This is a genomic window from Gluconobacter sp. (genome assembly GCF_047723935.1).
Taxonomy (GTDB): domain Bacteria; phylum Pseudomonadota; class Alphaproteobacteria; order Acetobacterales; family Acetobacteraceae; genus Gluconobacter.
The window spans coordinates 1-24,276 of sequence record NZ_JBDOBO010000024.1; the positions used below are offsets into that span (position 1 = coordinate 1).

At 55.4% G+C, this 24,276-nt stretch carries 25 protein-coding genes and 1 tRNA gene; 8 read left to right on the forward strand and 18 right to left on the reverse strand.

Annotated features, from left to right (window positions below; all coding sequences use genetic code 11):
- Nucleotides 1–71: 71 nt before the first annotated feature.
- A complete protein-coding gene (locus tag ABF979_RS09560) occupies nucleotides 72–1,517 on the reverse strand; it encodes an LTA synthase family protein (RefSeq protein WP_415559422.1) in 1,446 nt (481 codons plus the stop codon).
- 226 nt (nucleotides 1,518–1,743) lie between these two features.
- Here ABF979_RS09560 and ABF979_RS09565 point away from each other — a divergent pair, with 226 nt between their 5' ends.
- From ABF979_RS09565 to ABF979_RS09575, 3 genes are read left to right on the forward strand one after another with little or no spacing between them, the layout of a single operon-like run.
- Nucleotides 1,744–3,312 carry a hypothetical protein gene (locus ABF979_RS09565; protein ID WP_415559424.1) on the forward strand — a complete coding sequence of 523 codons (1,569 nt, stop codon included), beginning with the start codon at nucleotides 1,744–1,746 and terminating at the stop codon, nucleotides 3,310–3,312.
- Complete coding sequence (locus ABF979_RS09570; protein WP_415559425.1) at nucleotides 3,309–4,676, forward strand: capsule biosynthesis protein; 1,368 nt, start codon at nucleotides 3,309–3,311, stop codon at nucleotides 4,674–4,676. Before ABF979_RS09565 ends, ABF979_RS09570 begins: the two co-directional genes overlap by 4 nt.
- Nucleotides 4,673–5,884 carry a glycosyltransferase family 4 protein gene (locus ABF979_RS09575; protein ID WP_415559427.1) on the forward strand — a complete coding sequence of 404 codons (1,212 nt, stop codon included), beginning with the start codon at nucleotides 4,673–4,675 and terminating at the stop codon, nucleotides 5,882–5,884. The genes ABF979_RS09570 and ABF979_RS09575 overlap by 4 nt, the downstream gene beginning before the upstream one ends.
- A gap of 109 nt (nucleotides 5,885–5,993) precedes the next feature.
- Here the strand turns inward: ABF979_RS09575 and ABF979_RS09580 are convergent, their stop codons facing one another.
- Nucleotides 5,994–7,142 carry a glycosyltransferase family 4 protein gene (locus tag ABF979_RS09580; RefSeq protein WP_415559428.1) on the reverse strand — a complete coding sequence of 383 codons (1,149 nt, stop codon included), beginning with the start codon at nucleotides 7,140–7,142 and terminating at the stop codon, nucleotides 5,994–5,996.
- A 5-nt stretch (nucleotides 7,143–7,147) separates the two neighbouring features.
- On the reverse strand, nucleotides 7,148–7,546 hold the full coding sequence (locus ABF979_RS09585; RefSeq protein WP_371822760.1) for a sterol desaturase family protein: 399 nt from the start codon (nucleotides 7,544–7,546) through the stop codon (nucleotides 7,148–7,150).
- On the opposite strand from ABF979_RS09585, the gene ABF979_RS09590 reads away from it, so the two are divergent.
- Entirely contained in the window at nucleotides 7,463–7,672 is a 210-nt protein-coding gene (locus ABF979_RS09590; RefSeq protein ID WP_373687841.1) for a hypothetical protein, read from the forward strand. The two genes, ABF979_RS09585 and ABF979_RS09590, sit on opposite strands and share 84 nt — an antisense overlap.
- Before the next feature lie 600 nt (nucleotides 7,673–8,272).
- Here the strand turns inward: ABF979_RS09590 and ABF979_RS09595 are convergent.
- From ABF979_RS09595 to hisB, 9 genes are all read right to left on the reverse strand, one after another.
- Nucleotides 8,273–8,518 (reverse strand): transposase, encoded by a 246-nt coding sequence (locus tag ABF979_RS09595; RefSeq protein WP_415559430.1) that lies wholly within the window; start codon nucleotides 8,516–8,518, stop codon nucleotides 8,273–8,275.
- A gap of 442 nt (nucleotides 8,519–8,960) precedes the next feature.
- Nucleotides 8,961–9,036 (reverse strand) — tRNA-Glu (locus tag ABF979_RS09600).
- Nucleotides 9,037–9,086: 50 nt separating this feature from the next.
- Nucleotides 9,087–9,452 (reverse strand): histidine triad nucleotide-binding protein, encoded by a 366-nt coding sequence (locus ABF979_RS09605; RefSeq protein ID WP_046901089.1) that lies wholly within the window; start codon nucleotides 9,450–9,452, stop codon nucleotides 9,087–9,089.
- Between the two features lie 11 nt (nucleotides 9,453–9,463).
- The gene (locus tag ABF979_RS09610) at nucleotides 9,464–9,838 is read right to left on the reverse strand and encodes a phosphoribosyl-ATP diphosphatase (protein ID WP_099213109.1); all 375 of its coding nucleotides are present in this window, start codon (nucleotides 9,836–9,838) and stop codon (nucleotides 9,464–9,466) included.
- Nucleotides 9,839–9,842: 4 nt separating this feature from the next.
- Entirely contained in the window at nucleotides 9,843–10,604 is a 762-nt protein-coding gene (hisF, locus tag ABF979_RS09615; RefSeq protein WP_415559433.1) for an imidazole glycerol phosphate synthase subunit HisF, read from the reverse strand.
- Entirely contained in the window at nucleotides 10,598–11,944 is a 1,347-nt protein-coding gene (hisA, locus tag ABF979_RS09620; protein ID WP_415559435.1) for a 1-(5-phosphoribosyl)-5-[(5-phosphoribosylamino)methylideneamino]imidazole-4-carboxamide isomerase, read from the reverse strand. Before hisA ends, hisF begins: the two co-directional genes overlap by 7 nt.
- Nucleotides 11,941–12,579 (reverse strand): imidazole glycerol phosphate synthase subunit HisH, encoded by a 639-nt coding sequence (hisH, locus tag ABF979_RS09625; RefSeq protein ID WP_415559437.1) that lies wholly within the window; start codon nucleotides 12,577–12,579, stop codon nucleotides 11,941–11,943. The genes hisA and hisH overlap by 4 nt, the downstream gene beginning before the upstream one ends.
- Nucleotides 12,564–12,956: a hypothetical protein gene (locus ABF979_RS09630; protein ID WP_064275114.1), complete on the reverse strand. Its 393-nt coding sequence runs from the start codon at nucleotides 12,954–12,956 to the stop codon at nucleotides 12,564–12,566. The genes hisH and ABF979_RS09630 overlap by 16 nt, the downstream gene beginning before the upstream one ends.
- A complete protein-coding gene (hisB, locus tag ABF979_RS09635; protein ID WP_415559439.1) occupies nucleotides 12,953–13,549 on the reverse strand; it encodes an imidazoleglycerol-phosphate dehydratase HisB in 597 nt (198 codons plus the stop codon). Before hisB ends, ABF979_RS09630 begins: the two co-directional genes overlap by 4 nt.
- 175 nt (nucleotides 13,550–13,724) lie before the next feature.
- Between hisB and ABF979_RS09640 the strand changes: the two genes are divergently transcribed.
- Genes ABF979_RS09640 through ABF979_RS09650 form a run of 3 tightly spaced genes read left to right on the forward strand, consistent with a single transcriptional unit; the run spans nucleotide 13,725 to nucleotide 16,553 of the window.
- Nucleotides 13,725–14,327 (forward strand): nitroreductase, encoded by a 603-nt coding sequence (locus ABF979_RS09640; RefSeq protein ID WP_415559441.1) that lies wholly within the window; start codon nucleotides 13,725–13,727, stop codon nucleotides 14,325–14,327.
- Between the two features lie 5 nt (nucleotides 14,328–14,332).
- Nucleotides 14,333–15,517 carry a 5-demethoxyubiquinol-8 5-hydroxylase UbiM gene (gene ubiM, locus ABF979_RS09645; protein WP_415559443.1) on the forward strand — a complete coding sequence of 395 codons (1,185 nt, stop codon included), beginning with the start codon at nucleotides 14,333–14,335 and terminating at the stop codon, nucleotides 15,515–15,517.
- 19 nt (nucleotides 15,518–15,536) lie between these two features.
- Nucleotides 15,537–16,553 (forward strand): zinc-binding alcohol dehydrogenase family protein, encoded by a 1,017-nt coding sequence (locus ABF979_RS09650; RefSeq protein WP_415559445.1) that lies wholly within the window; start codon nucleotides 15,537–15,539, stop codon nucleotides 16,551–16,553.
- 9 nt (nucleotides 16,554–16,562) lie between these two features.
- Here ABF979_RS09650 and ABF979_RS09655 read toward each other — a convergent pair whose 3' ends face one another.
- The 4 genes from ABF979_RS09655 to ABF979_RS09670 form a co-directional block, all read right to left on the reverse strand.
- Nucleotides 16,563–18,020, reverse strand: coding sequence for a glycosyltransferase family 2 protein (locus ABF979_RS09655; RefSeq protein ID WP_415559448.1), 1,458 nt, complete (start codon nucleotides 18,018–18,020; stop codon nucleotides 16,563–16,565).
- 17 nt (nucleotides 18,021–18,037) lie between these two features.
- A complete protein-coding gene (locus ABF979_RS09660; protein WP_415559449.1) occupies nucleotides 18,038–18,520 on the reverse strand; it encodes a hypothetical protein in 483 nt (160 codons plus the stop codon).
- 86 nt (nucleotides 18,521–18,606) lie between these two features.
- Entirely contained in the window at nucleotides 18,607–20,988 is a 2,382-nt protein-coding gene (locus ABF979_RS09665) for a DUF3772 domain-containing protein (RefSeq protein ID WP_415559451.1), read from the reverse strand.
- 184 nt (nucleotides 20,989–21,172) lie between these two features.
- Nucleotides 21,173–22,246, reverse strand: a complete 1,074-nt coding sequence (locus ABF979_RS09670) for a quinone-dependent dihydroorotate dehydrogenase (RefSeq protein WP_202207773.1) — start codon at nucleotides 22,244–22,246, stop codon at nucleotides 21,173–21,175.
- A gap of 103 nt (nucleotides 22,247–22,349) precedes the next feature.
- Here ABF979_RS09670 and ABF979_RS09675 point away from each other — a divergent pair, with 103 nt between their 5' ends.
- Nucleotides 22,350–22,565 (forward strand): hypothetical protein, encoded by a 216-nt coding sequence (locus ABF979_RS09675; RefSeq protein ID WP_064275151.1) that lies wholly within the window; start codon nucleotides 22,350–22,352, stop codon nucleotides 22,563–22,565.
- A gap of 2 nt (nucleotides 22,566–22,567) precedes the next feature.
- Here the strand turns inward: ABF979_RS09675 and ABF979_RS09680 are convergent, their stop codons facing one another.
- Nucleotides 22,568–23,413 carry a sugar phosphate isomerase/epimerase family protein gene (locus tag ABF979_RS09680; protein ID WP_415559453.1) on the reverse strand — a complete coding sequence of 282 codons (846 nt, stop codon included), beginning with the start codon at nucleotides 23,411–23,413 and terminating at the stop codon, nucleotides 22,568–22,570.
- A gap of 5 nt (nucleotides 23,414–23,418) precedes the next feature.
- A complete protein-coding gene (locus ABF979_RS09685) occupies nucleotides 23,419–24,228 on the reverse strand; it encodes an alpha/beta fold hydrolase (RefSeq protein WP_415559455.1) in 810 nt (269 codons plus the stop codon).
- Nucleotides 24,229–24,276: the final 48 nt, after the last annotated feature.

Sequence of the window (24,276 nt, forward strand, 5' to 3'; positions counted from 1 at the left end):
GGGTAGATACCAATAAAACTTAAGAAGTTAAAAAATAAAAATAACTGAATATTTGTTATTAAACTCCATGTTTATTTCTCATTTTTAGTCATTTTTTTTAAAATAACATCATGCAGTTCTGCGGGCGTTATCGTGCAGGCGGTTGCGGGGGCTGCTGCCTTTTCGATGTTATAGGTAAGAGAAATGAAGGGTGTTGATCGTACTGGGGCAGGGTGAACGTATCCGGGGATTGAAGGGCGATGGTCACCAAAAAAGATCAGATGTGCGGGACGGCCACATTCTTGTAGGGTACGGTTCAGGCTCTCCAATAAAGCGTCACCATTATGAGCGTGGTGATTCCAGGCTGCGAGCGGGTCTGTCGCATCCAGGCGCCCTGCATCCCAAGGGCCATGATTTTCCATGGTGACGACATAAATCAGTTCCGCCTCATCAGTTGTTAGTATGCGGTTGTGGAGATAGTCGCCCAACGCCTTGTCGCTAATGTAAGGCCCGGATTTTTCAGCGTTCTTGAAATCATCAGGCCCGACTAGCGTCGTGAAACCCAATGCAGGCATCAGACGGTCGCGACCGTAAAACCGTAGATCATGAGGATGGACAAAAAGCCGTTTTTCATAAAGCGCGGCAAGTCGATTTGGCAGCCCAAATGTTCTTTCATCCTCGGCTGTCAAAAAAGGATCAAATGCACGAAACCCAAGGTCCTTCTCACTGCGGCCGCAGAGCACGGCATACTCCGTCCGCATCGTATAAGCACCGAACCCGCTGACGGAGAGTCTTCCATATTCATCAGACGTTTTCTGTAGTCGCTCAAGTGCTTGGAGAGGGGGAAGAAAATGCCCGGGGACAAGATCTGTGGGATCAGCAAATGACTCACACTGTATGATGATTAAAAAGGGAGCAGGGTCTTGGTCTGGCTTGAGTGCCGGGAGCGGAGGCACTGCAGCAGGGGATGGAGTTGCGCGCCATCTTAGTGTGTAGACTATCAATACGGAGAGTAAGCCGTATTGTGTGATATCTGCCTGAAGATTGGGGCGAGGCATAAAGCTGGAGCGCCAGTAAAGTTTCCAGTTGGCGCCAACCACCGAAAGGGCGACCAAAGAGACTGCCAATCCTGCAAGGTGAGGCGCAGGCGTAATGGACGAGAAGGCTATGACGCACCCAATCACAATCATTACCGCAGGAAGAAGGATGATCTTCAGGGCGCTGGGAATTGCCGCCAGGTAAAAACGCGGATAGCGCAAGAATGAGGCAGCTACTGCAAGATCAGAAAAAACTAATGGCTCACCTAACACTCGAAATTTGATGTTCGAAGCGATCACGACAGCAAGAAATATTGCTCCAGTGAGAACGCAGGCAACCCAGAAGCCGCCCGTCAGGGCAAGTGCCGCACCATAAAAAATTAAGATAATCAGGGTATGGATTGCGTATCCACGCCAGCCAATGCGAGATGGTCGAGTAAATCTGTCAAATAAGATCGAAAATACGATCGTACAAAGAAGGGAGAGCAGAAAGTTCTTCACAGAAACGACGCAGAAAAAAGATAAATCATGAATTCGAAATCGGCTTCCGGATGTCGCGGGCTTTCAGTTAGAAAGCATATCTATGAGATTTCATCCATCACGCACAGGCTCTACGACTGACTCAGTCTTGCTCAGGCGTCCGCCAAGGAAAGAAAGCCGAGCTTCCGAGTTGGGGTGCATCTCTTCATTTTCCGGTGTGACGCCTACATTTTCAGCAGACTCTCTTTTGCAGGACATTCGGTCTGGCCGAATTGGTGGAACGTTCTGGCTGCCCCCGGCAGTAATGTCTTCCGGTCGCAAAATCCTTGTCTCATTGCCGCCAGATCCGGATCTGGCATGGGCTTTATGGAGCCATGTCACGGCGCGGGTAAAGGCGAGTACGGTTGTAGCTCTGTCCCCACATCTGCATCACGCTGACAGGATCAGGGCCGCAGGTGGGCAGGTTTTGTCGAAGGTTGATCCCCACAGCGTTGTAGCGAAGGTTGAAGAGGTTTGGGCTGCCGGACGGGATGATGCTGCGCTGCTGGGAGCAATCTATGGCCGGGCAGTAACGCTATGGTCTCCCACAGAAGGCGAGGCGGTATTTTCTGAAGCCATGGCGCTTACGTGGCTGACAGAGTCCGTTTCCTGGCACAGTCCCTTCGATGGCCGCTCAATTGATTTCAGCGAAGCCGTCAGGGTCGTGGCTGACGACCGCCGGGCATGGGAGCGCACGAGAGATGTGGCGGTCTGTCTTGGCATGGCGTGGTGGAAGCGCAAACGTATCCGAGAATTTTTCAATATCGGCCGTAATTGGGTCTTTTTCCGGAAGTCGATGTATGGGGCGTTAAAAGAAGCCCAGCGCAGGAAAGGAATAATCGCCGCCTGGTCCAGTCGTATTCCGTCGGGACTGGAGCGGAAGGCAAAAGCTCAAGGCATCGGCATATGCCAGGTTGAAGATGGCTTTCTGCGGTCTGTTGGGCTTGGCAGTGATCTTTTGCCGCCCTGTTCCATCGTTCTCGACCGGTCGGGTATCTATTTTGATCCTTCCCGACCCAGCGATCTGGAAAAGATCCTGATGAGAACGGCTTTTGATGACAGGCTGCGTGAGCGTGCCCGCCATTTGATTGACACACTCGTCGTGCGGAATGTCTCCAAATACGGGAGTACGGCTGACGTTGGTTCCTTGCTCGCTCGACCGGCAGGCAAGACGGTTATTCTGGTGCCAGGTCAGGTCAGTAATGATTTGTCCATTCAGTTGGGCTGTGGGGACGTCAGCGACAACCTCTCCCTCCTCCGTAACGTTCGTGACCGGATGCCTGATGCGTACATTGTTTTCCGCCCCCATCCAGATGTTGACGCAGGTCATCGCCCAGGCGGCGTCAGAGACGATATTGCCCTGCAATATGCAGACGAGATTGTACGGGGTGGCGCAATGGTGTCTCTGATTGCGCAGGTGGATCAGGTTCACACCATGACATCGCTTGCAGGTTTCGAAGCCTTGCTGCGTGGACGGGCAGTTACGACCTATGGAAATCCGTTCTACGCGGGATGGGGGCTGACATGTGATCTTGCCCCCAGTACGGGCAGGAGAGGGCGAAACCTGCTACTGGAAGATCTGGTGGCTGGAGCGCTTATTCTTTACCCGCTTTATTTGGATCCGGTCACCCAAACGCCATGTGGACCTGAAGTTCTTGTCGAGAGACTTTCTGATCCAACAATCTGGACTACATCTTTCACTGTGCGTTTACGGCGCTGGCAGGGTCGGCTACGTAGGCGCGGACAGTATATGCGTATGAGGATCTGGCCGAAATGAAGGCAACGGGCGATAGCCGCTTCGGCAAGGAAAATCTTAAACCTCTGACCACACGGCATTTTCTGTTTCTGCAGGGACTGATGGGGCCGTTCTTTGAGCGCGTTGGAGAGGCTCTGCTGGCGGATGGTTACAAGGTTTCCAAAATTAACTTCAATGGCGGAGACAAGCTCTTCTGGCGCCTTCCCGGTGGCGTGGACTATCGTGGAAGTCTTGAAGACTGGCCTGAATTTCTACGTCACTTCATAGTGCGCCGTGAAATTACGGATGTCGTAATTTTTGGGGATTGTCGGCTGCATCACATGGTTGCAGCGAAGGTTTGTGAAGACCTTCAGGTTCCGATGCATGTCTTTGAAGAAGGTTATCTCAGGCCCGATTGGGTGACCCTTGAACTCGGGGGTGTGAATGGTCACTCACGTTTGCCGCGGGATCCTGAGTACTATCGTGTGGAAGAAAAATTACTTCCTCCCCAGGTTCCCCATAGTCCTGTTCCGTCCTCTTTTCAGCGGCGTGCAGCAGAAGGTATTGCTTACAATACTGCCGATCTTCTGCTCCGTTGGTATTTCCCTCACTGGACAAACCATCGCCCCTGGCACCCTCTGGTCGAGGGGGTAGGCTGGCTGAGACGGTTTTCCCGTCGCAAGGCTGTTGCGGAACGTACAAAGAAAGTCCTGGCCCGGCTTGAGGCCTGCAGGGCTCCTTATATGCTCTTTCCTCTGCAACTGGATGCTGACGCGCAGGTTCGTCTTCATTCAGATTTTAACGGCATGCAGGATGCGATCGAATACGTCATTTCCTCCTTTGCTGCCCATGCTCCAGAAAATATGCGCCTTATCATCAAGCAGCACCCACTGGATAACGGCCTGCGCGATTGGCGTCACATCATTGCGTGTTCTGGCCGTCGGCATGGTGTGCTCGGACGCATTGGTTTCATCGAAGGCGGTGATATTGCATTGCTGGTAAAGAGGGCCGAAGGGGTCATCACCATCAATAGTACGACCGGTACACTGGCTTTGGCAGAAGGCATTCCAGTTATTACGCTGGGGCAGGCCATCTACAATATTGCCGGCATTACATATGAAGGAACGCTCGACGCATTCTGGAAGAAACCAGAAAAGCCGGATATGGAGCTTTTTGCAGCTTTCAGGCGTGTGCTGGTCGAATACTGTCTCGTTGCTGGTGGTTTTTTCTCAGACGAAGCCATGTCTAAGCTTGTCCGGGGTGTCGTAGCGAAATTCGAAAGACACTCGCCTCAACTTTTTCAGACCAGGGCGACCGAAGAGGGACATGAATTCTGGCATGGGATGAGCCGTCCGCTGTTGCGCTTCTCAGAAAAGGTAGCGGACGCAGTAGGGGCGCCTGAGTGAAAGATAAGGCAATAACTCCGTTTCTGCTGGATATTTCACGCCTTCTTTCCCGCTCGAGCGCAAATGTACCAACAGGTATTGATCGGGTCGAGTTGGCCTATGCGCGATATCTGCTGTCCCATGCGCCCGAACAAACGCGGTTTTGTGCCATGCATCCCATCGGTGTGATGGGAATGATTAACGGCACAGTGGCGAGGCGGTTCATAAAGGCGCTGGAAGTCCAGTGGGGGCAGTCCGTGTCTGGCCGACCGGCCGCACCGTTGCGCGGTGTGATTAATCGCGGCCTGTTCTGGCGCAGACCTCGGGCATTGCAGCCTGGAACGGTGTACCTCAACGTTTCCCATCATCATCTGACGCGTCCCAGAGTGGTGGATGCCTTTCTGAGGCAAACGGACGCGCGTTTTGTCGTGATGATTCACGATCTCATTCCAATAGACTATCCGGAATATTCCCGTCCAAGAGAGCCCGCTCGTCACGAAGTCCGCCTTGAAACGGTCGCGCGCTATGCAGACGCCATTATTGTACCGTCGCATTATGTGAGGGAATCCGTTTGCCGGCATCTGGCTGCAAAGTCAGCTAATATTCCTGTTTATGCTGTTCCTCATGGCGTAGATGCTCCTCACCAGCTTTCACATCATGCAGAACTGAATGCCTCACTGCGTACTCAGCTGGCGGGACGTCCCTATTTTGTTTGCTTGGGCACCATTGAGCCCCGTAAGAACCATCTTCTTTTGCTAAATGTCTGGCGCCGTCTTGTAGAGCGGGACTCGTCTTCAGCGCCTGTGATGGTAATTGTAGGAAAGCGTGGTTGGGAGAATGAGAATATTCTCGATCTTCTGGATCGTGCGCCTGCTCTCAAAGGGCACGTCATTGAGTGTCAGTCTCTGGCTGATACAGAGGTGCAAACTCTGTTGAAGGGCAGTTCAGGGTTATTGTTCCCCTCTTTTGTCGAGGGCTTCGGTTTGCCGCTTGCAGAAGCCTTGTCGCTGGGAGTGCCTGCTCTCTGTGCCGATATCCCAGTTTTGCGAGAAGTTGGCGGAGAGGCAGCTCGTTATCTCGATCCTCTGGACGGTCCAGCATGGATGGATGCAATCATGCGCTATGCTGCTCTGGGATCGGACCGACAGAAACATACTTTGCAGACCGAAAATTTTTCCGCTCTTTCCTGGGACGAGAGCGTGGCTCAGGCACTGGAGCAGATAAAATAATCAGGTGTGAGGATGCCAAACCTGATCTCGATTTTGATTGCGATGAAATTAAGGAACCGACAGTTATCTGCGCATGATCTTACCGAACATTTTCGTTCGACAAAAAGCATCATCCGGTCAGTAATCGTTGATAAAAATTTTTCATGCGCAGCACGTATGGGTCGATAGCAAACGCCTGTGCGCGTTCCTGGCCTGACGATGAGAGTTCCAGGGAGAGGGCATCGTCATAATCGAGTTTTGTAAGGCCTTCGGTCAACGCTTCTGTACTTGTACTGTCCACCAGAAATGCCGCAGTCCCGGCAATTTCCTCTGTCGCATGCCCAAAGCTGGTTAAAACTGGCGTGCCTAACGCCATAGCTTCCAAAATGGGCAGGCCGAACCCTTCCGCCAATGAAGGGAAGGTGACACATCGTGCTTCTCTGATCGCGCGGACCAAGGCCGGTCTACTGCACCAGGGAAGGATGTGAACACGCTCGGGAGTCGGGTGGTGCGCAAGAGCTTGAAGTTCTTCGGCTCCTCCAAACCCTAAACCTCCGATTAGGATTAACGGGCGCATCGTTCCTGAACGGCCATGTGCCTTGATCAGGCGTCCAATGTTTTTGCGACGTTCAATCGTTCCGAAGTAGAGGAATCCATCTTTCGGACAAGGAGCTTCGACGGTCAGAGACGCCTCCATGAGGTCTGTCGCAAAAGAAACAGATTGGGAAAGCATGCTGACTTTTTGGGGCGGTAATTCGAAGAAGCTGATCAGATCTTGCCTGACTGCTTCTGAAACCGTGACGATAGCATCTGCATTGTCGCACCAAAATTTCAGGCGTCTATGGAGTCGCTTGGTCGGCGTGTCGCTAAATTCTGGATGAAGCAGTGGAATAATGTCGTGGATCGTCACGACATTAGGAATACCGTGCCATCGCATGGGAACTGGATAGGTCCAGTGCATCAGGTCCGGCGGTGTATCTGCTTTTATGGAAATGGGGGTGTGAAACGTGCGGTCTCTTATTTCAGCGGCACGATAAAGGTCATGGCCCACATAACCGTCAGAAGTCGGTTGAACGTGATGAGTGGAGTGGGCACTCTGGAAAAAACGTTTAATTTTTCTGGGAAAACTATGAGGACGAGTATGGTTAGCCATATCGTCGTGCAGCCATGCCGGGCTGATGCCTACATCGCTGTAGGCTTCTCCCAAAGTTGCGGCGTATGTTGCAACACCCGTGCCTCCGGAGCGGCCCGTATTACGGGTATCAAGTCCGATCCGCATAGGCTTCAGGAAGAACGTCCGGTCTTTGTGTGGAAAACACGGTCCCAAATATCATTGCTGACAGCGAAATTCTTTTCCGGTGCAGCGTAATGATGGATGAGGTGATGGCGACGAAGCTTTCGCAGGATACCGCGTTTTGGGCGATATTGATGGCAGGCATAATGAACAAGATCGTAGGCTATGTAGCCAGCGAGAAAGCCCAGAAAAAATGTTGTGCCCTTATGGCCGCCTAAAACATGCGCCAAGCCCCAAAGCAAACCACCAAGCGGCAGAGTAACTGAGAGGGGCATCATGTTGCGGAGCTTCTCTCCAGGCTCTTCATGATGATTGCCATGGATCAGGAAGATGAACCGTTGGCCGATTTCATGAGAAAGGTTGAGATGGAAGAGGAAGCGGTGTCCGATATATTCAAAAAAAGACCAGAAGATAAGGCCCGCAAGGAAAAGTGCCACAAATGGGACCGGCGCCATCGGCATGCAGTCCATGCAGACAAGGGAAAAGATGACGACCCATACGGGGACGAAAACTGACAACGGCATATATGTGAGCCGTTCCAGCCAATCATTTCTGAAAAGCCTCAATGACACTCGGCAGAATTCCCCTGAAACCCTTGTTTTCTGTGCTGAATTCCCTCGTGTTTTCGGAAAACAGAACTAGTTGATCTATGCGATCATATCGATGTTCTCAAGACACGCATAGTAATGTTTGAGCTTTGAAGTGAGGGGCGTGCTCTTCTCGCACTGCCTTTCAGGTTTACGAGGAGTTCTCTGCCTATTTTGAGCCCTCAAATGTATAGCGAACATTTCTGGTGCGCTTTCTACCTCGCAGGAACACAATTGTGTGCTCTGGGAAAACATTGAAAATCTAAGAGTTTTTTATCTGTATGATAAAGAATGTAAGTGTCAGGTAACATAACATTTGGCCACGATACAGAAGACTAGGTCACGTTGAGAAAGGACCTGATCAGAAGCCTTGCGGCGGCGAGGTCGAGGAAACTCATGAAGGACAAGCCGGTGTGGTGGTAACAGGTTGCGATACGGCGCGTCTGCTTGAGTCTGTTGAACATCCGCTCGATGCGGTTACGGTCCCGATAGCGTTTACACTCTGTTTGCTGAGGAGCACTATGGCTGTTACGTGAGGGAATAGTCGGCAGGGTCCAGATCCTGGTGGAAGCTGTCACTGCCATAGCCCCGGTCGGCCAGCATGGCTTTGGGGTGCGGGACAGGCAACTTCATCAGGGTACCTGTGGCTTTGTAGTCCGAGACCGGGCCTGCGGTAAGTACAAAGTCGCGAGGGCGTCCCTGATTGTCACACGGGCATGGATTTTGCTCGTAAAGCCGCGGGTGATCGACCAAAAGCATTCCGAATGAGTCCACCCTCGTTGTCCCCGTGGCCTGTGAATGGGCCCGGACTACGGTGCTATGGAGAAGGATGTGACTGTCCCGTCGTGGTTGATAACCTGCCGTTCCTTTAGCCCTGTTGGCAGGGTTTCGAGCGCATGGCAGTGTCTGTATGCTCAGGGGCGGCTGACTGCGGGATCGTTCTGAATAAAAGTGTTTGAGGGGCAGGGGGGTCAGTTATTTCATCCCTGATGCCGACAGTCTTTTGAGGTAGTCGCTCTCGAATATCCTCAGACAACTTTGACTAACGACGAAGCCATTTCCACAAGCGCGAACTTGTGCGGTCATTCTAATCAGAAAATTTTAACAAATGGGGATGTGTATCAGATACATGAAAGTAGTCTCCGATACGTAATGCCAATTAGCATACTAAAGCGGAAAAACGAATTTTCATGTAAAAACAGTTACTCAAGGTAACTGGTGTCCCATAGGGGATTCGAACCCCTGTTGCCGCCGTGAGAGGGCAGTGTCCTAGGCCTCTAGACGAATGGGACCAGAGCGAGGGCGTTAATAGAAGAGGCCCTCTGGGTTTGCAAGTACTATTTTACAGTTTTTGTGAAAGCAAAGGGCCTAGTGCCGCGCCGCCAAAAAGGTGGACGTGGAAGTGAGGAACTTCTTGGCCTGAATTGGCGCCAGAGTTGCTGATAAGGCGAAAACCGTCTTTCGTCAGACCCTCTGCTTCAGCCACTTTTGCGACCGCTCTCCAGAAGCCAGTAATTTCATCGGCTGACGCTGTCGCACTGAAGTCCGCAATGGAGACATATGGCCCCTTGGGGATGACTAGCACATGGATAGGTGCCTGCGGGGCGATGTCGTGAAAGGCCAGCGCGTAGTCGTCTTCGTAAACCGTGCGGGACGGGATCTCCTTACGGAGGATGCGCGCAAAGATATTACTGTGGTCGTACGTCATGGCTTTGTCCCTTAACCAAGCTTTTCCTTGGGGCGCGATGCTTTTTCGGCAATCCCGCTCGTGCCTTCGCGACGCTTCAGCTCAGTCCAGACATCGTCAGGGGAGACGCCTGCGTCCACCCACATGACGATGAGGTGATAAAGAACGTCAGCGCTCTCCCCGACGAGTTCCTTGCGATTGCCGTTGACGGCTTCAATCAGGCATTCAACAGCTTCTTCGCCAAATTTCTGGGCGATCTTGTTGCGGCCACGGGCCATCAGACGGGCTGAATGGCTCAGCGTCGGGTCTGTGCCGCGACGGGACTGAACGGTCTCGAACAGGCGCTCCAGCACGTGCTCTCTGGCCGGTGTCGTTTTGCGTTCTTCCGGCTTTGCTGCTTTTGCCATTGCCTTATTCTCCAAGTCTGACCGGAAGGCCGGCCTCATTCAGTGCCTGTTTGACGTCCCCAACGCGGAACTGTCCGAAATGGAAGACGCTGGCAGCTAAAAGACCACTCGCGCCAACCTGCGCGCCTTCAACAAAGTGATGCAATTCGCCAACGCCGCCAGATGCAACAACAGGGATGGTCACTGTACCACAGACCGCTCTGAGCAGATCCAGATCGAAACCGGATTTCGTGCCATCACGGTCCATGCTGGTGAGCAGGATTTCTCCTGCGCCCAGATCCTGCATCTTTTTGGCCCATTCCACCGCATCCAGCCCAGTGGGTTCGCGGCCGCCCTTCGCATAGACTTCCCAGCCACCGCGACCATTCGATCGCGCATCAATCGCCACGACCACGCACTGGCTACCAAAGCGTTGCGAGGCTTCACGGATCAGTTCCGGGCGTGTGATCGCGGCCGAATTTACGGCACATTTATCAGCGCCAGCCAGAAGCAGGCGCCGCATACCCTCGCAGGTGCGAACACCACCACCTACCGTCAGGGGAAGGCAGATGGCTTCCGCCGTACGGCGAACAACATCCAGAATGGTATCGCGGTTTTCGACGCTAGCGGTGATGTCCAAAAACGTTAGCTCATCAGCACCGGCGGCGTCGTAAAGCTTGGCCTGCTCGACCGGATCGCCTGCATCACGCAGGGAGACGAAATTCACACCTTTGACGACGCGACCGTCCTTGACGTCAAGGCAGGGAATGACGCGGAGTTTCAGCATGAACCGAGTACGTCCAAGGCGTCTTTGAGGGAAATACGTCCATCATACAGCGCCCGGCCGACGATGGCGCCGGAAATGCCCGGTACATCGCGGGCAATAGTGCGCAGGTCCCGAAGATGATCGAGGGTACCGACGCCACCGCTCGCAATGACGGGAATGGAGAGGCGGCGCGCCATGTCTGCAGTCTGTTCGAGATCAAGCCCGGCCAGCATCCCGTCGCGGGTGATTTCCGTGAAGATGATGGCGGCAACGCCTGCATCTTCCATACGGAGTGCCAGATCGTTGGCTTCAAGTTCCGAAACTTCTGCCCAGCCTTCTGTTGCAACGCGGCCTTGGCGGGCGTCGATCCCAGCAACAATCTGGCCCGGGAAGGCGCGTGCGGCCTGTCGGACCAGTTCTGGGTCTTTTACCGCCACGGAACCGAGGATGATGCGAGAAACGCCTGCTTCCAGCCAGCGCTCAATGGCTGCCATATCGCGGATGCCGCCACCAAGCTGCACCGGCAGGCCAGTCGCTTTCACGATGGATTCAATGGCTGGAACATTCGTTGATTTGCCAGCGAAAGCACCATTGAGGTCAACGACGTGCAGATGGCGGCAGCCTGCTTCTTCAAACAGCTTGGCCTGTGCCGCGGGGTCGTCGGAATAGTGAGTGGCATCTTCCATCTCGCCGCGGCGAAGCCGAACGCAGGCGCCGTCTTTCAGGTCGATGGCGGGGTAGAGCATCAGGCCCTGATGGCTTTTGGTGGTCTCGGAGGAAACAGGCGCGCCGCCGGCATCCGGTGCAGCAATGCTGGACTGCCAGCGGGCCGCTTCATGTTCACCGGCGAGTAGTTTGGAGAAGAAAAGTCCGCGCACCGTCTGGCCTCCGATCCGTGCATAATAGGGATGGGTGCCCCAGTGCTCAAAACCGAGCGACCGGAACAGCCCGATGGCAGCAGCATGCGTTTCACGCACGTCGCAATTGATAACCTTGCTACCCATGGCTTTTGCGCCGTGGATCATGGCCTGTATCAGGACACGCCCTAGTCCTCGTCCACGAGCATAGGGTGCGACAAAGAAGCCCGTCAGATTGACTGTGGCGGCATGGGCTTCATAGCTGGATGGCGGACGCACAAGCTGTCCCGCACCGCAAATGATACCGTCTTCGCGCAGAACATACAGGCTGCGCTCCTGCACCAGCAGTAGGCCTTCGAAATAACGCTCCAGAGCTTGATTACCGGGAGGTTGGAGCCAGCCAAAGCCGCCACCATCCAGGATGCCTGCGGTTGCTGCTTCGCAGAGCGCTTCCATATCATCAGGGGAGAGGGAAGAGACGACCCGTTCGCAAACGACGGTCATGACGTCCACCTCAGGAAGTTGCCCATGATGGTCAGGCCAACAGTCTGGCTTTTCTCAACGTGAAACTGTGTTCCGCACCGGTTGCCGCGCGCAACAATGGCGGGGACCGAATTTCCGTACTGTGCAGTCGCCACCAGTTCGTCCTCATGCCCATCATGCAGGGCATAGGAATGAACAAAGTAGCCGTGCATTCCGGGCTCCAGACCCTGCGTCAGCAAATGTGCGCCCGGTTTGAAATCAAGCGTGTTCCAGCCCATGTGGGGCAGGCGCAGACCCGCGTTGGCGGCTTCACCCATGCGACGGATATTGCCTGAAATCCAGCCCAGTCCCTCGGTACGGCCATGCTCCAGACCATATTCACTCATGAGTTGCATGCCAACACAGATGCCAAGGAAAGGCGTGCCTTTAGCCGTTGCAGTCTCAAGAGTATTGCGAAGATCCGGCCCAAGGCCTGCGGCACAATCGGCAAATGCGCCCTGACCTGGCAGAATCAGGCGATCGGCATTCAGGATGGCTTCCGCATCGCGCGTAATGGTGACGTCTGCGTCAAGTCCACGCAATGCCGCAGCCTTTTTGGCGGCCTGAGCGGCCGACGCAAGATTGCCACCATTATAGTCAATTACGACGACGCGCATGGGAACTCCGGGGGGCTAACAGGTGATGTGTGCCGGTCCGCCCAGCGGATCAGCGCAATGTCCTTGCTTGGGGCAGGGATTGGCAGGCCCATCTGGCGGCCATTAAGGCGCATTTCCCACAGACGGATTTCTGCCGTGAACGTGGCAAGGACTGCATGAATGCCTACGATAATCGCAATGTCCCAGCGTGAAGCAATAAAGACATGCAGCAGGATGGACACGGCCGCGGCAAGAAGTCCGGAGATCCAGGCACCATAAGTGAGAAGGCCCAGCCATCCGAAAAACATGACACGCCAGGAAAAGCCGTTCTGCACCATGACAGGCAAACCCAGCGGCCGCGATGAGGCGGGGTCCGTACAGGGCGTGAAAAGCTTCACAGGACGCCTTTGGTGGAGGGAATGGCGCCCGCCGCACGGGGGTCCATCGAGACGGCAACGCGTAGGGCCCGAGCCACCGCTTTGAAGCCGCTTTCTGCAATATGGTGGGCGTTTGTTCCTGCCTTGCAGGTCAGATGCAGCGCGATGTGCGCAGACATTGCAAAAGCACGGAAGAATTCTTCAAAAAGCTCGGTATCCATCGTGCCGATCTTCTCGCGTGGGAAAACCACGTTCCACGCCAGATAGGGGCGGCCGGAAATGTCCACCACGGCTTCGCACAGAGCTTCGTCCAGTGGCACCAGTGCATGACCGAAGCGCTCGATGCCGCGCTTGTCCCCGATTGCCTGACGAAAAGCCTGCCCAAACACGATGCCGACGTCTTCGACCGTATGGTGCCCATCAATGTGCAGATCACCCTTGGCGAGCAATTCCAGATCGAAGCCGCCATGTTTGGCGAGTGCCGTCAGCATATGGTCGAAAAAGCCGATGCCACTGTCCACGGTTGAGCCTCCCTGCCCATCAAGAGACAGGGCAAGGGTGATATCGGTTTCGCTTGTCGCGCGGTGCAGACGGGCGTGACGGGGTTCGGTCATGGTGGTTCTGCTACACCAGCGGGAGGGTTATTTCCACGCTGTCCCTGAGATAAAGGATGAAAAAGAAGGGCCCTAGAGTGCCGCAGAACGGGAAGACTGTCACCTGTCTTCAAGAGTTTGGGCGAGACTCTGTCGCCCCCTTGGCGGATGAGGCTGATCGCGCCATATCTGAACCATGGCACATCATCACTCCTCCCTCGACTTCCTTCTCTCCCGCGCCTCGACCGATAACCTCGTTGAGCCGACCCCCAAGGGCGAGCAGCTACGCAATATCCTGTCTGCAGGTTTGCGAGCGCCGGATCATGGCCGGATGCGACCGTGGCGCTACACGGTCATTAAAGGAAAGCATCGGGAGGCCTTTGCCCAGGTAGTGCTGGACGCCATGGAACGGCAGGAGCCCGATGCCCCCTCTGCCAAGAAGGAAAAGCGCCGGGATCGTTTCTCCAATATGCCCATGATTATTGCACTGGGGATGCATATTGTCCCTGACGGCAAGATCCCGGTCATCGAGCAGGAAATGTCCGTGGCTGCGGGGGCGATGAATGTTCTTAACGCTTTGCACGCCGAGGGCTTTGGCGGGGTTTGGGTCACAGGACCTTTCTGCGAAGACCGAGCGCTTCTCGAATCGCTTGGATTGAAAGATCCGCATCGTCTTGCAGGCTTCCTGTTCGTTGGAACGCCGGAAAAGCCGGTCGAGGGGCGCAAGCGCCCGGACATCGAAGAGTATATGGCGGTCTGGAAAGGCGAGCCCATTACATTTGATGCAGACGCAGGCTGAACAGAATGCGGTATGATGTGATTGTTGCGGGTGGCGGCCCGGTTGGTCTGGCTTGTGGCATTTCTCTTGCCCGGGATGGACGCAGGGTTTGTGTCATTGAGCGCTCGCCAGTATCTGTTCTGGCTGATCCACCTTTTGACGGGCGAGAAATTGCCCTGACGCATCACGCCGCGAACTGGCTGAAAGATGCGGGAGCCTGGGTGGAGATCCCAGCAACGTCCATCTGCCCTATGCACACCGCGCGCATTGAAACAGGTGCGGCAGGCAGTCCGCCGCTTTTGTTTGATGCACCAGCCGATGGCCCTGACGCACTGGGATATCTTGTTGCCAATCATCTGATCCGCCGCGCTCTGTATCGTGTGGCAGAGCGGACACCGGGCCTCGAAATCCGCGCCGGGGAAGGGATTGAGACGGCACGACATAATGCGCAGTCTGCCTCTGTAACACTGACAGATGGTACGGAACTGACTGCTGATCTTCTGGTCGGAGCAGATGGACGCTTCTCGCGATTGCGCGACAATGCGGGTATCGGTGCAATCGTTCATGATTTTGGGCGGAGCATTCTGGTCTGTCGGATGCATCATCCAGAAAGCCATGCTCATACCGCGCTTCAGTGGTTTGACGAGGGACAGACAATTGCCCTTTTGCCAATCGCTCCTGACGGGCGTGAAGGGGCTTCGTCCTCGCTCGTTCTAACCTTGGAAAACGATGAGATTGCACGACTGAAGACGCTGGATACCGAGGCATTCAACGCCGAGATCACCGAGCGGACGCAGGGGCGTATGGGCCCCATGGAACTGGAGAGTCCACGGTGTTCCTATCCCCTGAAAGCGGTCTATGCTCATCGCTTTCATGCGCCGCGTTTTGCCTTGATCGGGGATGCTGCCGTGGGGATGCATCCCATTACGGCCCATGGCTTCAATCTGGGTCTTAAAGGACAGGAAACGCTCGCGCGTGCCATCGCCGATGGGCCTGGAGACGCGGGGTCCCCTAGCGTACTGTCAAAGTTCGCCCGGACGCATCGTATGGCGACGGCGCCCCTGTTTGCTGCAACCAATGCGATCGCGACAGTTTATACGCGTGATGAGACGCCATTTCTGGCTGCCAGAAAGTTGGGTCTGGCCGTTGCTAACCGCCTTCTTCCCTTCAAATCAGCTGTGACAAGCATGCTGATGGATCGCAATTCCTGAGTACCCTGCGGAGCCCGTCATGAAAGCCTTCGGACACACCCGTGCGACGCGCATCGAAGAAACAGATGCGCTCGTGGAATTGAATATTCCCACCCCTGAGCCGGGCCCACGGGATGTTGTCGTTGAAATTTCGGCTGTTTCCGTGAACCCGGTGGATACAAAACTCCGGTCTGCCGCTCCTCCAGAAGGAGAGGCGCGCGTTCTGGGTTACGATGCCGTGGGCCGGGTTGTGGCAACGGGTGGTCAGGTTCGCGGGTTTCGTGCTGGCGATCGGGTCTTCTATGCTGGCAGTAATCTTCGTCAGGGCAGTAATGCCCGCTTTCAGGCAGTGGATGAGCGACTTGTTGCATGTGCTCCGCAAAGCCTGACGGATGTTGAAGCTGCGGCCCTGCCTCTGACTGCTTTAACGGCCTGGGAGCTGCTATTCGACCGTCTGGGTCTCACGGCCGGGCAAATGGAAAGCCCGGATGCGCTTCTGATTGTCGGCGGGGCGGGAGGCGTCGGGTCCATTCTCACGCAGATCGCGCGTCGCCTGACTGGCCTGAAGGTCATTGCAACTGCATCCCGGCCTGAGACCGTGGAATGGTGCAAATCCATGGGGGCGCATCATGTCATTGATCACCGTCGTCCGCTCGATCAGGAACTCGCCCGGATTGGTCTTCCACATGTACGGTATGTGGCCGGTCTAACGGCGACTGGGCAGCACAAGGATGCGATTGTTCGCGCGCTGGCCCCGCAGGGTGCGCTGGCCATGATCGATGATCCGGGTGAATTTGATATCATGCCTTTCAAGCGGAAATCGCTTTCCGTCCACTGGGAATATATGTTCGCGCGTCCAGCCTTCAATACGCCAGACATGGCTGTGCAGGGGCGAATTCTTGGGCAGATTGCGTCGCTGGTCGATGCAGGATTACTCCGAACCACGCTGCATCAGATGCTGGGTCCTATCACGCTGGAAAACCTACGTCTGGCGCATGAACTTCTGGAAAGCGGGAAGGGAATTGGGAAGGTCGTGCTGTCAGGCTTTCCAGACTGAGAACTTCTGTCAGGCTGGGAGTTTGGCTTCCAGCATCTGACGTTCCGTATCATCCAGAAAGTCCATTAGTAGAGGCAGCACAGAAACTGTCAGTCGCAAATTCTCTTTGGCCAGAAAACTGATGGCAGCAAGAGAAACCGGCTGAGACAGGGCAAGTCTTGCGAAGCTGAGTGTAGGGCCGGTTAGAATGGCATTTGCAGCGGTTTCGTCCTCAAGGGAGCAGAGTTGGAAAAGCTCCCATTCCTTGACCTCGCGCCGATCCGACGTGACCTGCCCACCCAGAACATGCGGGGTCGCACTCAGGAAAAGATTACAGTCTGCCTGGCGCAGGGCCACAGATCCTGGCTCTGTTGTGGGTACGACGTCATAAGGCAAAAAATCGAGCAGATGCAGATTGCCGTCCAGGTTGACGGGAGCTGGATTGCCATCAGCACCAACGGCGGCCAGAAAAACGCGGGAGGTGGCTTCCCCAATTCTTATCGCGAGAAGCAAAGGGGCTGTTGACGCTTGATCGGTAACTGACGCCTTGGTGTCACGGACGCAGATATGACCACCGCCCAGGGGCGTCAGTGTAAATGCATGCAGGGTGGGTGTCGCGGGAGGGAGCGGGGCTAAGCGCTCAGTGTCCGGAAGAGCATCAAGAATTCGTGCGCGGCCTTGGCGAACGACATTGCGAGCCCACTCGCGGATAATGCCTGTTTTACGTTGAGGCGTTGGATCATAGAGGTCGTTATAATCTGCCTCTGTGAAGGCCTGCATACCATACTGAACGTCTTTGCGGCGTTTTGTGCGCTCTACGTAATGCTCCATGCTTCTGAGCTGGTAATGCATGACTTTCGCGCTTTTCCATTCTGGAATGCGGTCCGTGATGCCTAGCGTGTCAGACCACTCAATGTCCTGTCTGGCGTCATTGACGTAGCGATAAGGGGCAACGTCGAAATAATGAACATTGCACCATTCGCCACTCCATCGATCGGGGCGGACAAAGGATTTGACGTGACGGTTTATGTAGATCTCAGGTTTGTAATGATGCGTGAAGGCATGAAAGGCCGGAGCACGTGGTTTGATGACATGGCCTGAACTGCCGTAATTGCACCAGTTGATTCCAACCGCACCAACATCATCGTCCATCTCGCTCAGGAACTGATGAATGGTCTTGTGGCTCGGGAAAAATACATACTCATCCGCATCCAGAAAGCCGACCCAGTCAAACTCGCCTTTGAGGTGTTCCAAGGCTTCAAGATAGACCTGTTTCTGTCTTTCTATATGAGAGCCGCCGTCACTATCGATGCGGTAGAGGCGGATATCATGCACACAGGCTGCGTCTGTAAGAACGCGATCTGTTCCATCTTTCGAACCATCATCGAAGATGATGATGGTATCCACACCAAGACTGACATACCAGCCGAGCCACCAGAGGATATCAGAGACCTCATCGCGGACGATGGCAACAACGGCAACTTTCATACAGGGCTGATTTCGACTCAGTTAAAGTGGGTACGCAGGAGCGGTGTGGGTGAAATGCAGAGAAGGATAAAGCCAAAAATGGCCATGACCTTCAGGATGAAGAACACCATATGCTGGCACACTTCCCCATTCGTGGCCATCATCATGAAGGGGTCCGGTGGGGGAAGAGGAGCCTTGGGGTCTGTCTGCAGTCGCTCAAGTGTGGAATTACGCTGATTGGCGTATTCGACCCGACGACGAGCCATTTCAGTGCCGGAAATATCGGCTTTGCCATAAAGCTGGACGAGATAGTTTTCGAGGTCTTCCCGGCGGTATGCGGGCTTCCCATTCGGCATATGACCGCGCTCTGGGCCTGCTCCAAGCATGGAAAGCAGTCTTAGTCGACGGAGTGACAGTCCCAGATAAGCGGCAGCTTCGGTGACGGCGAGCATTCGCGCACGAATGGGCAGATGAAAAAGCTGCCCTGAGCTGTTGTGTCCGGAAATATGTGATGGCGGCACGGTCTGTGTCCCTGCGGTTCAGACACTCAACACCTTAAAGGACGGCTAGTGGAAAAGCGAGGTTTTCCACTGGCCGCTTGGAAATATCAGGCAGTCGTGAGTGTGACATTTTCCGCATTGAACCGACGGAAAACATCGAACAGGATCGCATCCTGTATGGTGGATGCGTCCCGAGCAGACAGGATCCGGACAGTCAGGCTCATGGTGAGGCTAAAGCTTGCGAGCGCACTGATCCGCACCACAGGTGCAGGATTGGACAGAATTTCAGAGCGCTGGGCAGCCACCTCAATGAGCAGGGATTTGGCTTTTTCCAGATCTGTGGTGGTGGGCACCTTGAAGTTCAATGTCAGAGCGCTTGTTGAACCGGACAAGGTACAGTTCTTGACGCTGGACGTGATGAACTGAGAGTTCGGAACAATCAGCGTTGAACCGTCGCCAAGGCCAATATCCGTAGCCCGAATGCTGATGCGCTTAACGTCACCCTTGGCGCCCGCAATTTCCACCATATCCCCGACCCGGACTGGTCGTTCTGCCATCAGGATCATGCCGGAGACGAAGTTCTGTACGATGGACTGAAGGCCGAAACCGATACCCACCGATAGCGCACTCACCACCCAGGTGAGGTTCTGAACAGACAGTCCTGCAATGGACAGAATGCCAAGGCCAACCAGGATCCACGAGCAGTATGTGAAAATGCTCAGAATGGATGTCCGGGCACCGATATCAAGCTGCGTGGTGGGCAGGAAACGATCTCTGATCCAGTGTTTTGTCTGGCGAATGATGTAGTAAGCGACGCTTACCAGCACGACGCAGAGAACGACCGTATCAAGCGAGATCTTTACGCCATGGATGGTATTGCCGACGAACAGCAGGCGCAGGCGGCTGCCAATATCGCCCATGCTGAAGCTTCCGTCAGTCTGTGCGATCGAGAAAAGCAGCAGCAGCAGCAGGATGTTCCCAATGCCGGACAGCAGAACACCGATCTGCGTGAGGCGGCGCGAGGACAGTCCAAGCGGGTGTAGACGTGCACTAAAGCGGCCCTCTGGATCAAAAAGATGATCCAGAATGCTACGCCAGCACAGACCCAGAAGCACAACGACGGCCAGACCCGTTCCCAAGGACAGAAGCCAGCCGTTCAGGGAGAATGCAAAGGAGACATATCCCAGCAGCACAGCGATAAGCGAGATGCCGAAAATCAGGGAAGACAGTCCCAGCGCGGTGGGTGCGAACTGGCGTGTATCGTCCTGCTTGCCCAACCGGCGGAAGGTGTCGATTGCACAGATGCCAATCGCCAGAGAAAACGCCATTTCCAGAACGGTCTGAAGGGTAGGGCCGAAGACATCCTGAGCGCGGAAAGAGCGAAGAAGGTTCAGGACAAGAATGCTGAGTGCCAGCATCCAGTCCACGCCACGCAGGGCACGGCGTTCGTTGGGATTGCCCTCCAGAACACCTTTCCGTCCAAAAACCGGGAGGCCGGCGCCGATGATAAAGCCGCAGATCGGCAGGCTTTCTCCCAGAATGGCGGCGATCGGACCGCCATCGGCATCCAGTACGGCAGCACTCCAGATCAGCCAGGCCAGCCCTCCAAGCAATGCGCAAAGGATGCCATTGAGCGTGATGGCGATGATGCTGCTGGCGAGCGCGTCCTTTACGCCAGTCTCCGCAGAGGAACGGAATTTGGCGCCAGCGCGCTTTAGAAGGCGCAGGATGAAGGGGGAAGCAATCCCGATCAGGACCAATGTGCCCGCCGTGCCGATCAGGAGCATCATCCATGCTGACAGTACGCCGTCTTCATGGAGCGACGACTTGTTTTCCGGCCGTTCTGTCAGGAGGGCATGCCAGAATTTGGGCGCCAGCGGAGATACTGTCCGTTCAGACAGAGCGGCATTTTGCAGGCGTGTCCGACGCGTGGCGATGGCGGAATTGAGCTGCTTGGCCTGAAGATTGTAAAGCTTGGACCGCATCAGGGCAGACTTCACACCCTGAGAGTTCTGCTGCAGTCTCGCACGCTGTTCCGTGACAGACGGGTCTTCGTTCTCTGCGGCCTTTGGCCCAAGAATTTGAAGATAGGAGTCCGTAATGTCGTCGTAGTTCTGGATCTGCGTCAGTGCGTCCTGCGTATTCTGCTGAACACGCTGAGCACGCGCAGAAAGGTTGTCCAACTCGGTACTGCCAAGATTGGCATCTGTCCGGTTAAGAACATTGAGGATCTGTTTCAGCGTTGCTGAACTGTCTTCAAGCTGGCGGTTGATCGTATCCGATACGGCCGTCCAGCCCAGACCGCCGTTCTTGTCCACAACGGCTTTCTGGGGTGTTGTTGGTGCTGCTGCTGCCTGCTGGGCCGCAGCGGGGGCGGCATGGCCTGTGATCGGTACGCCACACAAGAGCGTCAGGGCAAGGAAAGCGCTTCTGCACGTGAAGCGGGTTCGCCGGCGGGTTTCCGGCCCTGTGAGGTGGGGCTCTTGCATGTGGGGCTTTCACTCCTGGTTTTGATGTTGGGTTTTAACGATCCGAAGAGCCACAAGGTTCAGGAAAGCCTTGCAGAGGCGACGATCGGGGTCTTTTTCGGCTGGCGAGCAAAAAGAAAGCGCCTCTGCCAGACTGGGCAAAGGCGCTGGTATTGATAACGTTTTTTGAAACGAGACGCAGGCTTCAGACGGAAAGAGCGGTCCCGTGTGCGTCTGCAATGGTTTCGAACCCTTCCCGACGCATGGCATTCAGAAGTTCCGTCTTAAGGCGACTGAGAAGAGCGGGCCCCTGGAGCACGAAAGACGTGTAGATCTGGACCATGTCCGCACCCATACGGATACGGTCCAGCACGTCTTCTCCTGTTTCGATACCACCGCAGGAAATGAGCGCGATGCGGCCCTTGTTCAGGTTTGAGACAACCTTGAGAACTTCACGCGACCGGGATGCCAGAGGTCTGCCAGACAGGCCACCGGTCTCGGCTGCCAATGGGCTCGTTAAACTTGCTGGGCGGGCAATTGTCGTGTTGGTCAGGATTAGTCCTTGTGCCCCGCCCGCAATGGCAGCCTCAAGAATGGGCTCGTAGGAGCTGTCGTCCATGTCTGGAGCCAGCTTGACCAGCAGAGGCAGACGATCCGGGTTGCGCGTGTTGATGGCACTCAGCAGGTCCGTCAGCATCTGGGCGGACTGAAGGTCCCGCAGGCCGGGCGTGTTGGGTGAGGACAGGTTCATCGTCACGTAGTCCACATAGGGACTGACGCGGGAGACGAGTTCCGGATAATCCCGCAGAGGCTCTGCGCCGATCTTGTTAATGCCGATGTTCGCGCCCAGAGGCACTGTCGCACCGCGTGTGCGGCCATTAGGCATTGGGCGATGCAGGCGTGCAAGATTGCGACAGAACCGGTCAATTCCGCAGCCATTGAACCCCATGCGATTGATGATTGCGCCGTCTTCCGGCAGGCGGAACAGGCGCGGTTGGGGATTCCCGGGCTGCGGTCGTGGTGTGACGGTGCCCGCTTCCACATGGCCGAATCCGAGTTTGGCCAACGGGCGAACGGCGCGCGCATTTTTGTCAAAACCCGCAGCCAGACCAATTGGGTTCGGAAAGCGAAGTCCGAAAGCGCGGGTGGCAAGTGCCGGTACGTCTTTCGGAGCAGACCCTCCCAGCCCAAGGGCCATGGAGTTTATGGCAAGCTCGTGCGCCGTCTCCGGATCGAAGCGATGTAGGAGGGGCGTGGCCAGTTTTCCAAGATCAATCATGAGTCTTTCCCTTACCGCAAACCTGAGCAGCGTGCACGTGGTGGGGTAGAACGTGAGGGGAGAGGGGTTGGCGGGAGCATGGGGACGCGATAGACGCGAAACAATGTGGGAAGAACCCTATCTAGAAACATGTTGCCGCTCGACCCTGCACCGACTTCTGCTTTGCGGCGATGCAGGGCGGCCGACAGGTCTGCGTGATCAGCCCTGCCTTGAGCGCCTGGAGCGCATGGGGTTCGTTCGCCTGCGCGAAGACGGTCGTTTTGTGATCACAGATGCCGGTATGACCCGGCATCGGCTGGAAATTGGCCCGACTGGCTGATGTCAGGCCTTGTTCCAGGCATTCTCCAGCCCCTTGCGTGATTGACTGATAAGAGCCTCGAGATCTCCGTCATAGAGACTGTCCGGAACATCTGAGGAGAAAATTTCTACGGTGCAGGCTCCACGAAAACCCGCCTCCCAGGTAGCGTGAAGCATGTCATGCAGAGGAATGACGCCATCGCCGGGAATGAGCCGATCCGTGGCAGAATATGGCGTCCGCCAGTCGCTCACCTGAAGAACGTTGATTTTCTTGCCAGCTTTCCGAATGGCGCCACAGACGTCGTCTTGCTGCCAGATGTTCCAGTAATCCAGACAGAGGCCCATCGCTGGGTGGCCAACACCATCAATGATCTCCAGCGCCTGCTCTATCGTCCAGATTGCGCTCTCAACATTGACGGATGTGGGATTTAGCGGCTCCAGCGACAGGGAAACGCCCAGATCAGCCGCCAGCGGGCACAAGTCTCGCAGATAACGTGCAGTCTCATCCATGACACGATGCATGTTCCCATTGGGTGGAGCACCTGTGTTGGTGACGAAAACGGTGCCCGGCGCATAGGGTGCAAGAGTCTCAAGGCTTTTCCTGAGGCGTGCTGTGCGCCGGGCCGGGTCGGCTGGTTCAGGGGCCATCCTGCTGTCGAAGAAGGTACGGACAGAAGGCTGAATGGCGCTGATGGTCATGCCGCTGTTGGCAGCAAGAGTCATCTGTTCATGGATGCGTGCAGGGTCCAGCTTCGCTTCGCAGATCTCGATGGCCTGGACGCCTGCTGCTTTGTAGCGTGCGACGTCTTCTTCGAAGGACCAGGGCTGTGTGGTAATTTCGTTCATGCCGAACAGAAAGGGCAGGGACATCGGAATCAGCCTTTCAGGAACTCGATAACGGTCCGATTGAATTTTTCGGTTTCGTCGATGAAGACCATATGCGCGCTATCCTTGAAGAAAACGGCTTCACAGTTCGGCATATGATCGGCCACCCAGGCTGGCCCCCCTGCGGGCAGGATTTTGTCTTTCTCCGCGACCATCATAAGGGATCGCAGGTTGAGGTGCGGCAAAACGTCCCGCCAGTCCTGTGTGGTATGATCGGCCATCATGGCGGCGCGGGCATAGTCCGGGCTGGCGGCCATTTCCCGAAGCAGGAAAGCTTTCTCGTCTTCTGGAATGTCCTGGCTCAGGCAGTCCGCCAGATTGCCGCGGTCAAAGTTTTCAGCATCCAGAAAAACCTGCTGCTGCAGGTAAGCCAGACCGGCCTGATCGTAGCAGGTTGCGTGACCCAGCTTCCATTCCGGAGAGTAATACTGTTTCGGCGTCTGTTGAACGAAAATGGCGCTTCTGAGCCGATCCTGTCCGAACAGTTCCAGATAGGACCAGATCACGGGGCACCCGATGGACCAGCCCAGAACGGTCGCATCCTTGAGGTTCAATGCACCAATCAGGTCTCGCAGGTCTGCGGCTAATCTTGCGATGCGGTAACCGTGTTTTGGTTTGTCAGAGCGTCCGTGTCCGCGCAGATCCATGGTGATGACACGTGCATGTTCGGCCAGTGCTTCGACGTTGCGATGGAAAAACCGGCCAGAAAATGTCCATCCGTGGATCAGGACCAAGGGGCGTCCATGCCCCTGCTCCTCGTAATGAATGCGTGTTCCGTCGCTCGCGGTGATGTGGGGCATGAAAACCTCCTGCGTCGCATTGCAAAGTATGAAAGGGATGCAAGGCGA